Annotated in this window: 1 protein-coding gene; it reads left to right on the top strand. The window is 68.3% G+C overall.

Annotation, left to right across the window (positions count from 1 at the left end; genetic code table 11):
- Nucleotides 1-880: 880 nt before the first annotated feature.
- The coding region (locus ACFWF3_RS03745; RefSeq protein ID WP_379312313.1) for an amino acid adenylation domain-containing protein at nt 881-16,259 on the top strand (15,379 nt) is incomplete at its 3' end.

Raw genomic sequence — 16,259 nt, 5'->3', positions numbered from 1 at the left:
GTGCGGGCCAGGTGACGTTGCAGTCGCGGCATGGTTGCCGAAAGTGAATTCTCATCGGCCGTAATGGCGGCGCGTCACATACCGATTGCCTCGTTTTCGGCTATTCAGGGAATGTCCAGTATGTCTCGCGCCGTCAAATGGTCTCACTATTGAGTCAAGCCCCAAATGTTGGTGGCAACCGAATTGGTATATCCGCCGCGCGACACGCGCAAAATCGGGATGTCCCCAACAAATCCGGGCTCTGGTTTCGCTCTCGGCATTCCGGGGGAGTGTCGAATGTCGACGCGGCAGCAATCGACAGATTCGGTCAGTCGATCAGTTCGGCTGAATTGTTTGCAAAATTTGCCGTACACGCTGGGGATGTGCAGTATCGAGGCCGGAGATCGCACAGGTGGCGATCGGTCCACATCGCGAGCGGCAGCGCTATGTCTGCGAACCTATCGCTTGGACCTGCAGTGCTCTCGGAATATTGGTTTCGCGTGGAATGTCCGGATTTGTGATCGATCTGAATTGAATTGTTACTAGTGTGTTCCCTGTAAATCGTATGCCGGTTGTTAGCTGTCAGGCTAATCTCGGGGAGATGTTTCGGGTAGTAACCGGATGGGTACCGCACCTCGCGGGATGTCGGATCAGTGTCTAACGGATCCGTATCGGTCCTGAGAACAGCAAGGGGAATACGTATGGCTGCTCGGCAGTGAACGGACCCCGCATTCGGCGGTTGTGGTACACGTTGTTACGTGGGGTAGGAAAGCGCACGGATGTCCATACTCGGAGTCCGTGTTAGGTCGATAGCCATGCGAGGGGTCGGGTAATCATGGAGTCTGTCGAGAGCTGTGCCGGTAATCAGGATCTTATTCCGCTTTCCTCTGCGCAATATGGCATGTGGTACGCGGACGGCGCGCATAGTGGACCGGCGACGAACATCGCGCAGTACGTCGAGATAGCGGGGCGGATCGACGTCGCCCTGTTCAATACGGCGGTGCACGAGGCGGCCGAAGAGACCGAGTCGCTCATGGTGCGGGTGGTCGAGGTGGAAGGGCGTCCCTACCAGGTCGTCGACCGCGACATCACGTTCAACGAACTCGTGCTCGACTTCGGCACGCACAGCGATCCGATGGCCGCGGCGCTGGAATGGATGCGCCGCGACTACACCCGGCAGGTCGACATCACCCGAGATCAACTCGCGGTCACACGGCTGATCAGAATCAGCGATGACCTGCACCTGTGGTACGCGCGCGCCCACCATCTCGTGATCGACGGCTACGGCGCGTTCAGCGTGCTGTGCCGGGTCGCCGAGCACTACAACGCGCTGTCGGAAGGCAGGCCGCCCGCTCGACTGGTGGCCGCGCACCTGCGCGAAATCGCCGCCGACGAACAGGCTTATCGGGAGGGTACGAGGTTCGAGGCCGATCGACAGTACTGGCTGGACAAGGTCGCCGATCTCCCCGCGCCCGCCGGTCTGTCCGGTCGGTCGGCGCGCGCGGGAACCGTGGACGAAGTTGCGGCGCGCGAACTTCCGGCGCAGCTGTGCGCGCTGCTCGATCGTCGTTCGGCCGAACTCGACGCGTCGGCCGCGCAGGTCGTCGTCGCGGCGTTCGCGGCCTTCTTCACGCGGATGACCGGTGCCGACGAGGTGGTGCTCTCGGTCCCGATGAGCGCCAGGGTCACCGTGAAACTGCGCAACGCCGCGGCGATGCTGGCCAATATGGTGCCGATCCGCTTCGCGATCGATGACGCGACCACAGTGGAGCAACTGGTCAAGGCGTCGATCAGCGAGCTGGTCTCCGCGCTGCGTCATCAGCGCTACCGCTTCGAGGATCTGCGTCGCGAATCCGCCTCGATCGACAACTCCGCCAACACCTTCGGCCCCGTGGTCAACATCTTGTTCTTCGACTCCGAGATCCGTCTCGGCGACGCCGTCGGGCGCTATCACGCGCTCACCTCGGGCGCCCTCGAGGATCTGCAGATCAACCTCTACCGGACCGGGCCGGACACGCCGCTGCTGATCGAGCTGCACGGCAACGACAACCTCTACAGTCAGCGCGATATCGACGCGCACGCCGACCGATTCATCGATTTCCTGCACCGATTCATCGAGGCCGACTCCGGCGAGCGGGTGGTGGAACTGCCGCTGGTGTCCGCCGCGCAAGAGCTCTCGATCATCGGCGAGTCGGCTGGTGCCGAAGGTGTCGCCCCGGTCGAGACGCTGGTGGATTCGCTGTCGCGACAGGCCCGTTCGGCCCCGCTCGCGGACGCGGTCACCGCCGGGGACAAGACGATCACGTATCGGGACCTCGACGAGCGTTCCACCCGGCTCGCCCGGCGTTTGATCGGCCGTGGCGCGGGTCCGGGCACGCTGGTCGCCATCGCACTGCCGCGTGGCACCCAGCTGATCGTCGCGATGCTCGCCGTGCTGAAATCCGGTGCCGCGTATCTGCCACTGGATATCACCCATCCGCGGGAGCGGCTGGAATACGTTGTCGGCCAGGCAGATCCGACAGTTGTCATCGTCGAAGAGGTCGGACTGCCGGTAGGTCGGGGCCAGACTCTGGTTCTCGGGCAAGACGACGACCTCGACGGTGCCGCGGACCCGATCACCGATGACGAGCGCATCGCACCACTGCGGCCTGACGACGCCGCCTACGTCATTTTCACCTCCGGTTCCACGGGGCGGCCGAAGGGCGTGGTGATCAGCCACCGCTCGGTCGTCACCTACTTGGCGAATGCGTGTGCCGCCCTGGACATTCGGGCCGACGACGTGTGGACATGGCTGCACTCGGTGGCGTTCGACTACTCGATCTGGGAGGTTTTCGGCCCGCTGGTCACCGGCGGCCGAGTCGTGGTCGCCGATACGCCGGCCACGCGCGCGCCCGATGAACTGGTGCGCCTGGTCGCCCGTGAACGCGTCACCGTGTTCAGCCGAACTCCCTCGGCGTTCTACCAATTCGCCGCAGCTCAGCGGCGCTACCTTGCGGCGGGTGCGCCCGAGGGTGAGCTGGGGCTGCGGCTGGTCGTGCTGTCGGGCGAAGGTCTGGATCCGGCGGCGTTGGCGCCCTGGTACGTGGACAACCCGGAGGGGCCGGTCGTCGTCAACAGCTACGGCATCACCGAGACCACCGTGTTCGTCACCCACACCGACATGAGCGGCGATCTGGCGGTACCCGGCGCGCCCAGCGTGATCGGCGCGGCGCTCCCCGGCCTTCGCGCCTACGTGCTGGATCGGCGGCTGCGACCGGCGCCGGTGGGCGCGTGGGGTGAAATCTATGTAGCGGGAACACAATTGGCTCGCGGCTATCTCGGGCAGGCGGCATTGAGTTCGGGTCGATTCGTCGCCGACCCGTGGGGTGCGCCGGGGGAGCGGATGTACCGCAGCGGGGACGTGGCCCGCCGCGATCACCACGGCGCTCTCGAATACCGCGGGCGTGCGGATCAGCAGGTACAGCTGCGCGGGTTCCGCATCGAACTCGATGAGGTCCGTGCCGCGCTGCTGGCCCACCCGGCGGTGGCCGCGGCCGCGGTGGTGGTGCATCGAGCAGGCACCGACACGGCGCGTCTGGTGGGGTACGTCGTACCGGCGGGCGCCGACTGCGATGTCGATGCCGTTGTCGCGCAGGCGGGTTCGTTGCTGCCGGACTACATGATCCCCAACGTCGTGCTGGTCGTCGATGAACTGCCGCTGACGGTGAACGGCAAACTCGATCTGCGTGCATTGCCCGAACCGGCGGCCGGGAGCGCCGCGAGCTATCTCGCGCCGCGCACCGATGCCGAAGAGACCGTCGCGCACGTCTTCGCCGAGGTGCTCGAGATGGACCAGGTCGGCGCGTTCGACAATTTCTTCGAGGTGGGCGGCAACTCCCTCACTGCGGCGGCCGCCGTCGCCCGGGTCGCCGATGCCACCGAATGCGCACTGTCGGTGCGTGATCTGTTCGGCAACCCGACGGTGGCAGGCTTCGCCGCGTGCGTGGGCCGGGCACGGCGCCGGGTGCGGCCCACACTCACACCGATCGCGCGCGACGGCCTGTTGCCGCTGGCTCCCGCGCAACATCGGATGTGGTTGATCAACCGCGTCGACCCGGAGTCCGCCGCCTACAACATTCCGCTGGTCCTGCGGTTGACCGGGCGACTCGATCCCGCCGCACTGCGCACAGCGCTGGGCGATGTCCTCGATCGCCATGAGGCACTGCGAACGCGCTACCCCGCCCGTGACGGTCACGGTATGCAGGAGGTTCTGTCGGCCGAGGCGGCTCTGGCCGACTTCGACTGTGTCCCGGAACAACTCGGGCAAGACCGGCTTGCCGACCGGATCCGCGAGCTGACGGCCGCCGGCTTCGATGTCTGCGCCCGCCCGCCGTTGCGCGCGGACTTGCTCACGATCGGCCCCGACACGCATGTGCTGGTGCTCGTCCTGCACCACATCTGCTGTGACGGTACGTCGTTGACGCCGCTGGCAGCCGACTTCGCCGCCGCCTACGCGGCACGGTCGCAGGCAACGGCACCTGATCAGGTGCCACCTCGGGTGCAGTACGCCGATTACGCCGACTGGCACCGTCGCCTGCTCGGCGACGAAGCGGATCCGGATTCGCTCGCCGCTGACCAGTTGCGGTACTGGACAACCCAATTGGCCGATGCGCCCGCAGTGCTCGAGTTGCCGACCGACCGGCCCCGGCCCGCTCGCCGTTCGATGCGCGGCGAGGCCGTTACCACGCAGCTCTCCGCCCGGACCTACACCGAGATCGAGCGACTCGCCCGCGCCGCGGACGTCACCCCGTTCATGGTGGTCCACGCCGCACTCGCCGTTCTGCTGGCCCGGCTGTCGGGAACCGGCGACATCGTGATCGGCGCCCCGTTGGCCGGACGGGGCGAGCCGGATCTTGCTCCGCTGGTGGGAATGTTCGTCAACACCGTGGCGCTGCGTACGCCGATCCGCGGCGAGGAGTCGTTCACGGCCCTGCTCGAACGCGTCAAGGACATCGACATCGATGCCTTCGCGCGCGGCGAGCTGCCCTTCGACCGGGTCGTGGAAGAGCTCGATCCGCGGCGCTCGGCGGCCTACGCGCCCGTGTGTCAGGTGTATCTGGCCTTCGACAACACCGAACTGCCTCGACTGGTCCTGCCCGATCTCACGGTGGACGTTGTCGATCCCGGCGCCGAACCCGCGAAGGTCGACCTCGTCGTCACCGTGGGCGCGAACGCCGCGGGCACCGGCGACGTCGCGGTGCGGCTCAACTACGCGAGCGACCTGTTCGACCCCGCCACCGTCGAGCAGATGGCCGCACGGCTGGGCCGGATCCTGGACGCGGTGGTGGCGAACCCTGCTGTGCCGGTGGGCGATGTGGAACTGCTGTCCGACGCCGAACGCGCTGTGCTGCATCCGGTTCGGGGCGCCGACGCGGTACCCGGCGTGGCGCTGTCGGATCTGCTGGCCCGAGGTGTCGCGATCTCGCCGGAGGGTCCGGCTGTCGTGTCCGGGGCACAGTGCCTGAACTTCGCGGAGCTGGACGCGTTGTCGAACCGGTTCGCCCGGCGTCTGCTCGACGACGGAGCCCGACCCGGTGCGGTGGTGGCGATGGTCCTGCCGCGCTCGGTCGATTTCGTGGTCGCGGTATGGGCCGTCGCCAAAACCGGTGCCGCCCTGGTGCTGATCGACCCGCGCAACCCACGGGATCGGGTCGCCTCGATGCTCGCCGACAGCGCGCCCCGGGTGGTCTTGACCAGCGCCGAAGTCGAGGGCGCTGCGCCCGAGGGGCCGTGGACGTTGCTGGTGGTCGCGGACCCGGTCTCGCGCAGCATCACCGCCGGGTACTCGTCCGCACCGGTGACCGACGCCGACCGTGGCAGGCCCGTGCACCCCGGCGACGTGGCGTATGTGATCTACACCTCCGGAACGACCGGCGTTCCGAAGGGTGTCGAGGTCACCAACCAGGGGCTGGCGAACTTCGCCGCCGAACAACAGGACCGCTATGACGTCGAGCCCACCGTACGGGTCCTGCAGGCCGCCGGCCCGGGATTCGACGCGGTGATGCTGGAGATTCTGCTCGCCCACCCCGGTGGCGCCGCGCTGATCGTGTCCCCACCCGATGTCTACGCGGGTACCGAACTGGCGGAACTCATTCGGGCACAAGGGGTTACCCATGCCTTCCTGACGCCGACCGTGCTGGCCTCGATGTCGCCGGAGCACCTGGAGTGCCTGCGGGTGCTGGTCTCCGGTGGCGAAGCCCTCACGGCCGAGCTCGGCGCGACCTGGGCGCCGGGGCGTCGGCTGTTCAACGGCTACGGACCCACCGAGACCACGATCATGGTCGCGATCAGCGACCCGATCCCCGTCCAGGGGCCGATCACCATCGGCGGGCCCATTCGCGGGATCTCCGCGCAGGTCCTCGACTCCCGGCTGCGGCCGGTGCCGGTCGGTACGGCGGGCGAACTGTATATCGGCGGTGTGCAATTGGCGCGCGGCTACCTCGGCCGGCCCACGGTGACAGCAGCCAGTTTCGTCGCCGATCCCCGTGGAGCGGGCACCCGGATGTACCGCACCGGCGACCTCGCCCGGTGGACCCCGGAGCAGACCATCGAATATCTGGGCCGCGCCGACCACCAGGTGAAGATCCGTGGGCAACGCACCGAACTGGGGGAGATCGAAGCCGTACTCGCCCAGGATCCCGCGGTGACCCACGCCGTCGTCGTGATCCACGGCAGCGCGGGCGCCGACCGGCTCGTCGGCTACCTGGTCGGCGCGGGCGTGGACGCGGAGCGGGTGCGCGCCGCCGCGCGCGACCGGCTGCCGGCGCACATGGTGCCCGATGTGTGCATGGTGCTCGACCGATTCCCGCTGACCGCCAGCGGCAAACTCGATCGCGCCGTGTTGCCCGAGCCGGTGTTCCCGCAGACCGCCCAGGCCATCGCGCCACGCACGCCCACCGAACAACTCGTCGCCGGCGTCTACCGCGATGTGCTCGGCGCGGCGCACGTGAGTGCGCTCGACAATTTCTTCGATCTGGGCGGCAACTCACTCACCGCGACCAAGGTCGCGGCGCGCCTGTCCGATGTGTTCGGCACCGACATCGCGGTGCGGGCGCTGTTCGAGACGCCGACCGTCGACGCGCTCGCCCGTGAGCTGGATGCGGCTGGTGGACAGGCTGATCGGGGATCAGTCCATCGTCGGCTGGTGCCACAGCAGCGTCCGGATCGGATTCCGCTTTCGCCCGCGCAGACCAGAATGTGGTTCCTGAACCAGTTCGATACCTCGGCGGCGGTCTACAACGTGCCTGTCGTCGTGCGGATCTCCGGCCCGCTCGACGTCGACGCTCTTCGGTCGGCACTGGCCGACGTGATCACCAGGCACGAGACGCTGCGCACCCGCTACCCGGACAGCGACAGCGGTCCATGGCAGCAGATCCTGCCCATGGAATCGGCACCGCAGCTCCAGTGCCGCGAGGTCGCCGAGGCCGAGATCGCCGAACAGATCGCGCGGGAGACCGCCCTCGGCTTCGATGTGAGCACCGAGGTCCCGTTCCGGATCACGTTGCTGCGCACCACCACCGAGGAATGGACCGTGGTGCTCACCGCGCATCACATCGCCATCGACGGATCCTCGCTCGCGCCGTTGGCCACCGACCTGGCCGTGGCCTACCGGGCGCGAACGGCGGGCGAAGCGCCTGCCTTTGCGCCCCTGCCGGTCCAGTACGCCGACTACACGCTGTGGCAGCGGCGAAACCTCGGCGTGCAGGAAGACCCGACCAGTGTGACCGCGGGCCAGATCCGGTACTGGCTCGCGGCACTGGCCGACCTACCGCAGATGCTGGACCTGCCGACCGATCGGCCGCGTCCCGCACAGCAGTCCTACCGCGGGGCGACCATGTCGGCCGCGATTCCCGCCGACCTGCACCGCGACATCATCGCTCTCGCACGGCGCCACGACTCGACGCTGTTCATGGTCACCCATGCGGCGTTCGCGATCTTGCTGGCAAGGCTGTCGGGCACCGGCGACATCGCGGTCGGTACGCCGGTCGCCGGGCGCGGAGAGCCCGCCCTCGACCCGCTGATCGGCATGTTCGTCAACACGCTGGTGCTGCGGGTACAGGTCGATCCCGCGGCCCCGTTCACGGAGGTGCTCGAGCGCGCCCGCGAATGCGATCTCGGTGCGTTCGACAATGCCGCGATTCCGTTCGAACAGCTGGTGGAGGTCCTCAATCCGCCGCGCAGCACCGCACACGAGCCACTGACCCAGGTCGGCTTCTCCTTCCAGAACATCGATATCCCGACGTTGCGCCTGGGCGGGCTCACGGTGGCGGCCGACCTCGTCGAACCGGGTGTCGCCAAGTACGACCTGCATCTCACCCTGGTCGACACGGTCGATGCGCACGGCGCTCCCGGTGACATGCAGGTCGAATTCGGGTATGCGACCGACCTTTTCGACGAAGCCACAATCATGCCGATCTTCGAGCGGTTCGTCGCCATCCTGCGCGGTGTCGTCGCCGATCCCGATGTGCCCGTGGGTGATCTGCCGCTGCTCAGCTCGCGTGAACTCGACGAACTGGCGCTACGCGAGTCCGGCCCCGACGTGCCCTCCGACGGCGCGACGATCGCGGATCTGTTCGCGAAGCAGGTCGCGGCGACGCCCGAACGCCCTGCGGTGATCGATGGGGAGAGCGGGGACGCGCTCACCTACGCCGCGTTCGGCGCCGAGGTGAACGCGCTGGCACGAGGGCTGATCGGTCGCGGTATCGGGCCGGGAAGCGTGGTGGCCGTGGCCATGCGCCGCTCGGTCGAGCTGCTCACCACGCTCTACGCCGTCCACGCGGCAGGTGCCGCCTACCTTCCGCTGGATCCCGATCACCCCGTCGACCGGCTGCGCACGGTCCTCGCGACCGCGCGACCCGACGCGGTGCTGACCGGCGACGACATCGACCTGACGGCACCGGCACCGGTCTGGCGTCTGTCGGATCTCACCTCGCCCACGACCGGCACCATGCCGGTCACCGACGCCGATCGGATCAGGCCGCTGCGCCCGCAGGATCTGGCGTACGTCATCTTCACCTCCGGGTCGACCGGTGTCCCCAAGGGTGTGGCACTCACCCACGAGGCGGTGGTCAACCAACTCCGTTGGCTCACCGACCATTACGGGATCGGCACCGACGACGTGCTGCTGCTGCGCACGCCCGCAACCTTCGACCTGTCGGTGTGGGAGTTGTTCACCGCACCCACCGCCGGTGCCGCGCTGGTCGTCGCCGGGCGCGACGATCACACCGACCCCGCCGCCGTCGCACGGCTGATCGCTCGTCACGGCGTGACGGTGGTCGACTTCGTTCCCTCGCTCCTGTCGGCGTTTCTCGATATCGCGACCCCGGACGATCTCGCCGCCGTCCGCCAGGTGCTGTGCATCGGTGAGGCGTTGGACTCCGCGACCGTTCGCCGGTTCCGCGACCTCAGCGCAGCACGCGTCGACAACCTGTACGGCCCGACGGAAGCGGCCGTGAGCGTCACCGCCTACGAGATCGGCGAGCTCGACGGACCTGTCGTGTCGATCGGTACGCCCGAGGCGAATGCCGTCACGCACGTGCTCGACGCACGGTTGCGGCCCGTCCCCGCCGGCGTGACGGGCGAGCTGTATCTCGGCGGAATCCAGCTCGCCCGTGGGTACCATGCCCGCGCGGACCTGACGGCGAGCGCGTTCGTGGCCGATCCGTTCGGCTCGACGCCGGGGGCACGCCTCTACCGCACCGGCGACCTGGTCCGCTGGGACACGGCGGGTCGACTTCGGTACGTCGGCCGCCGTGATTCCCAGGTGAAGATTCGCGGCCTGCGCGTCGAACTCGGCGATATCGAAGCCGCGCTCCTCGCCCACGATCACATCGATGCCGCGGTCGTGCGGGTGTCTACGGTCGCCGAGGGGCAGATCCTGGTGGCCTACGCCGTGAGCGACGAGGCGATCGACCCCGACTCGCTGCGGACCTACCTGCTGTCGCGCCTGCCCGCGTACATGGTGCCCGCCCAGGTGATTCGGATCGACACGATCCCGCTCACACCCAACGGCAAGATCGACTACCGCGCCCTCCCGGCCCCCGACACCCGCGCCGCCGCAACCCGTTACCGCGCTCCCAGCGGGATCGCGGAGGAGACCATCGCCGGCGTGATCGGCGAACTGGTGCAAACTCCCTGGGTCGGCGCCGACGAGAACTTCTTCACCCTCGGTGGCAATTCGCTGCTGGCGACCCGCGTGCTCAGCCGCGTCGGCGAAGTCCTCGGCGTGACGATTCCGGTGCGCGCCATCTTCGAAGCGCCGACCGTGGCGGAACTGGCGCGGTGGATCGAACAGCAGCGCGCCGTCGGCGATGTCGCGGGACCGGTGGCGAAACCGCGGCCCGAGCGTATCCCGCTCTCGCCCGCGCAGAGCCGGATGTGGCTGCTCAACCAACTGGACCCGGAGTCGGCGAGTTACGTGGTGCCACTGTCGATCCGCCTCGACGGTGAACTCGACATCGAGGCCATGACGGCCGCGCTCCGCGATGTCATCGAACGGCACGAGATCTTGCGCACCACCTATCCGGCCCACGACGGCACCCCCGCGCAGGTCGTGCTGACCGCCGAGGACGTCGTCGCGTCCTGCGATCTCGCCGTGCACCCGGTGTCCGCCGATGAACTGCTCTTACGGCTGACAGAGTTCTTCGGCACCGGCTTCGATGTCTCGGCGGGCGCCCCGCTGCGCATGGCGTTGTTCCGGCTCACCGAAACCGCGCACGCACTGGCGCTTGCGGTGCATCACATCAATTGCGACGGCTACTCGGTGGCGCCGCTGGCCGCCGACATCATCGAGGCCTACCGCGCACGCCGGGCCGGTGCCGCGCCCGAATGGGCGCCGCTACCCGTGCAATTCGCTGACTACGCGCTGTGGCAGCGCGAGCTGCTCGCGGCACCCGACTCCGCGCCGGGCCGCGACCTGCTGTACTGGCGTACCCAACTCGCGGGGATCCCGGATGTGCTCGCGCTGCCCACCGACCGCCCGCGCCCGCTCGAGCGGTCCCACCGCGGCGCGACCGTCCACACCGCGGTGCCTTCCCAGGTGGCCGAAGCCGTGGCGGCCTTGGCGCGACGCAGCGGCGTGACCCCGTTCATGGTGGTGCACACCGCCCTTGCCGTCCTGCTCGCGCAGCTGTCGAGCAGCGACGACATCGCCATCGGCATCCCGTATGCGGGCCGCGGCGACCGAGCCCTCGATCGCCTCGTCGGCATGTTCGTCAACACGCTGGTCCTGCGCACCCGTGTCCGCCCCGACCAGCGGTTCGCCGACCTGATCGACATGACCAGGCGCACCGACATCGAGGCGTTCGATCATGCCGCCGTCCCGTTCGAACGGCTGGTGGAAGTGCTGAATCCGGCGCGCTCGACGGCACATTCGCCGCTGTTCCAGGTGATGCTCGCCTACCAGAACATGGCGCCCGCCCAGCTCGAGGTACCGGGGCTCGAGGTCGGCGGCATCGATGTCGGCGCCGACGCGGCGATCTGCGATCTGCTGCTCATGATCACCGAGGACCGGGGTCCGCACAACGAGATCGCGGGCATGAATCTGCGCCTGACCTACGCCACCGACCTGTTCGACGACGCCACCGCGCGCCGGTTCACCGAACAGTTCGGGCGCGTCCTGGACGCGGTCACCACCGACGAGCGGGTCATCGCCGGGGAGATCGACCTCGCCGACGACACGACCCGCGATCGGCTGCTGCGCCCCCACGACGCACCACCGGTGAGCGCGGGCCGCACGCTGGTCGACGCCTTCGACGAGCAGGTCGCACGCACCCCGGACGCTGTCGCCGTCCGAGTCCCCGGCGGCCGCGCCCTCACCTACCGCGAGTTCGACGACACCGTCAACCGCCTCGCCCGCCACCTCATCGATCTCGGCGCGAGCCCTGAAACGACCGTGGCCGTGGCGATTCACCGCTCGATCGACCTGATCACCGCCGTCTACGCCGTCGTGAAATCCGGTGCCGCCGTCGTTCCGCTCGACCCGGACCGCTCCACCGCCCGGCTGGCAGACGTCCTGTCGGTCGCCCGGCCACTGCTGCTCGTCACCACGTCCGGTGACGAGAGCTCCCTGCCCGACGGCATCGAGCGTATCCGCCTCGACGAGCTGGACCTGAGCGCGCGCCCCGGCGGCCCGGTCGGCGACGACGAACGTCGCGCACCGCTGCGCGCCGGCAACACGGCGTACGTGCTGTTCACCTCCGGCACGACCGGCGCACCGAAGGGCGTCGCGCTCACCCATGCCGCCACCGCCCACCAGTTGGCCTGGGCGCAACGCGAATTCCCGCACGACGCGTCGGATGTGGTGCTGCACAAGACCCCGATCACCGTCGACGTCGCGGTGTGGGAGTTGTTCTGGCCGTTGCAGATCGGTGCGCAGATCGTCGTCGCCGAACCCGGCGGCCACCACGATCCCGCCTACCTGGCCGAGATCATCGCAGAGGAGCAGGTCAGCACCGTGCACTTCGTCCCGTCGATGCTCGAGGTGCTGCTCGAGCACACCGGCACGACGCGGCTGCCGTCGGTCCGCTATGTGTTCGCGGCAGGTGAGGCGCTGGCCCAGCGCACCGCCGTACGCGCCAGACAGTGCTTCGACCGGGCCGAGGTCGTCAACTGGTACGGCCCCGCCGAGGCAGAAGTTGTGACGGCCTACCGCTGCCCGGCGGATTCTCCGGCACGGCAAGCGGTCCCGATCGGTTGCCCGGTCACCGGAATGTCTGCGTACGTGCTGAACGCACGGCTTCGGCCCGTACCGGTCGGCGTTGTCGGCGACCTGTACGTCTCGGGCGTCCAGCTCGCTCGCGGCTACCACCGCAGGCCGGATCTCACCTGCGGTCGGTTCGTCGCCGATCCGTTCGGCGAGCCAGGGGACCGCCTCTACCGCACCGGCGATCTCGTTCGCTGGTCACGGTCCGGGGATCTGGAGTATGTGGGCCGCAGTGACTTCCAGGCGATATTCCACGGCCAACGGGTCGAGCCCGCGCAGATCGAGGCCGCGCTGCGCTCGATCGAGGAGATCTCCGGAGCAGTCGCGATCGTTTCCGCTGACCGGATCACGGCGTATGTGTCGCCGATACCGGGTGCGACCCTCTCCGAGTCGAAGGTCCGCAAACGTCTCACCCGGCTGCTTCCGTCCTACCTGGTGCCGGCAAGAATTCAGGTGCTCGACACCATGCCGCTCAGCTCCGACGGCAAGGTGAACAGGTCGGCCCTGTCGCACATGATCTTCGACGATGCGGACGGGTCCATCGCCTCCGACGCGGACAACGCCGCGACGCGCGCGACGATGCTGGCAGAGTTCGTCGCCCGCACAGACCGTGAGGCGGTGCTGGCGAAGATCGTCGCCGAGATCGTCGGCGCCGACCAGGTCAGTGTCGTTGCCGACCTGTTCGAGCTCGGGGTGAACTCGCTGTCGGCAGCTCAGGTAGCGGCCCGCGCTGAGGCCGCGCTGCACGTGCGCGTCGGTGTACGCGATGTCTTCGACGCGCCGACCGTCGCTGAGCTCGCCGAACGAATCGCGATGCGCGACGAACACGCGTCGGTGCCGCTGGTCCGTCGCCGGCACCGGACCGAAATTCCCTTGGCAGCCGCCCAGCGGCGTATCTGGATCCTCAATCAGCTCCATCCCGAGTCCGGTGCGTACAACATCGGTTTCGCGGCCAGGCTGAGCGGACCGCTCGATGTGGCGGCGCTGCGCGCCGCGATGGTGGATGTGGTCACCCGACACGAGACCCTTCGCACGACCTATCCCGCAGTGGGCGGACAACCGCATCAGTTCGTCCACGACAGCATGGTCGGCGCCGCCGATATCGGACTGGCCGATATCGACGATCCGACGGTGCTGGCAGAACGGCTGCGCGAGGCGGTCGAGTCGGGTTTCGACGTTGCCACGAACACGCCGGTCCGCGTACGTCTGTACCGCACGGGCGCCGACGACCACGTGTTGGTCCTGGTGGTGCACCACATCGCCGCTGACGGTGCGTCGATGGGGCCGCTTGCCCGAGATGTGTTCGCCGCCTACCGGTCTCGTCGTACCGGCTCGGCACCGCTGTGGCCGCCGTTGCCTGTCGACTACGCCGACTACGCGGTCTGGCAGCGCGAGTTCCTCGGCGCCGAGGACGACCCCACTTCGCTGGCAGGGCGTCAGATCGCCTACTGGCAGCGGATTCTCGCCGACGCACCTGAACTGCTCGCCCTGCCGACCGACAGCCCACGGCCCGCGGTCCTGTCGATGGATGGTGGCAGCGTCGCTTTCACTATCGAGCCGGGTCTGCGCGATGCCGTCGTCGCACTCGCGCACGGCGAAGGTGCCACGGTGTTCATGGTTCTGCACGCCGCCCTGACGATTCTGCTCTCGCGCACCGCGCACAGCGACGACATCTCGATCGGCACCCCCGTCGGCGGTCGTGGCCGCCCCGAACTCGACGATGTGGTCGGCATGTTCGTCAACACGGTGGTCCTGCGCACCCGCGTCGCCGAGCATCTGTCGTTCCGTGAATTCTTGGCCGACCTGCGTGGCGCGGATCTGGAAGCGCTGGCTCACGCGGACGTACCGTTCGAGCGCCTGGTCGAGATACTGGACCGGGCGGGGTCGACCGCGTATTCACCGCTCTATCAGGTGATGCTGGGCTTCCGGCATGCCGACCCCACTCGGTTCGAACTCGACGATATCGGCATCGAGGTGCTCGATCCCGGTGTTGCACAGGCCAAGACCGACCTCATGGTGATGCTGAACGAACGTGCCGACGGCGCGGGTATCGACGGTGAGATCGTCTACGCCACCGACCTGTTCACCGGGGCCACGGCGGCGCGGTTCGCCGACCGCCTGCTGCGGATTCTCGAAACGATCACCACGCGGCCGGACACCGTGGTCGGGGCCATCGACTTGCTGTGCCCCGAGGAGACCGCACACCTGCTCCCTGTCGGGCGCGAGACCGCCGTGGTGCCGAAAACGCTGCCCGCGCTGCTCGCCGACGCTGCCGCGGACCCGAGGGCGACCGCGCTGATCGGTACCGACGAAACCCTGACCTATGGCGAACTCGACCGGCGATCCGATCGGCTCGCGGTGCTGCTGGCGCGAGCGGGTGCGGCACCGGGAACCTATGTCGCCCTGGCCGTTCCGCGGTCGGTGGCCTATCACGTGGTGCTGTGGGCGATCGCGAAAACCGGTGCCGCGTTCATGCCGATGGATCTGCGTTACCCCGCGGACCGGCTGGCGCACATGGCCCAGGACTCCGGCGTCACGCTCGGCGTGACTCTGCACGAGGCGCGCTCGTCACTGCCGGACACGGTCGACTGGCTGTGCCTCGACGACGACCGAGTGATCGCCGACTTGTCGACCGCGCCAACGGATCACACCTTCCAGGCAGCACGCCTCGACGATGTCGCCTACCTGGTGTATACCTCCGGCTCGACGGGCAAGCCGAAGGGCGTGGTCGTCACACACGCGGGGTTGTCGGCGTTCGCGCACGAGAAGCACCAGCACTATCAGGTGGATCGAGAATCGCGGGTCCTGCAGGTCGCCGCGCCCGCGTTCGACGCGGTGATGATGGAATCGCTGATGGCCTACGCGGCGGGTGCCGCCCTGGTCGTCTCGCCCGCCGAGGTGTTCGCCGGTGCGGAACTGACCGAACTGATTCGCACGCACCGGGTTTCGCACGCGTTCCTCACACCCAGCGTGCTGGCGACCTTGCGGCCTGAGGGTCTCGACGCGCTGCAGATGCTCACCATCGGCGGCGAAGCGCTCTCCGTCGAACTCGTCGCCGCCTGGGCACCGGGCCGCCGCTTCCACAATGTGTACGGGCCGACCGAGACAACGATCGCGGTGTGCGTCAGCACCCAGTTGCAGCCCGGCGATCCGATCACCATCGGCACCCCGATCCGCGGGGTGCGCGCCGTCGTGCTCGACAGCCGGTTGCGGCCGGTACCGGTCGGCGTCGTCGGTGAGCTGTACCTGGCGGGCAATGCGCTGGCGCGCGGCTACCTGAATCGGCCCGGGGCGAGCGCGGGCGCGTTCGTGGCCGATCCGTTCGGTGCACCGGGCACCCGGATGTACCGCACCGGTGACCTGGTGCGCTGGAGCGCCGAGCACACCATCGAATACGTGGGCCGCGCCGACTTCCAGGTCAAGATCCGTGGTCAGCGGGTGGAACTCGGCGAGATCGACGCGGCGCTGGTCGCCTGCCCGAACGTCGCCTCGGCGGTCACGGTGAGCAGGCGTGGCCAGGCCGGGCAACCGACGTTGG

It is taken from the genome of Nocardia sp. NPDC060220 (assembly GCF_042727815.1).
Classification (GTDB): domain Bacteria; phylum Actinomycetota; class Actinomycetes; order Mycobacteriales; family Mycobacteriaceae; genus Nocardia.
Note: the sequence above shows the minus strand (reverse complement) of the source record. Positions and strands in the feature narration are given on the sequence as shown.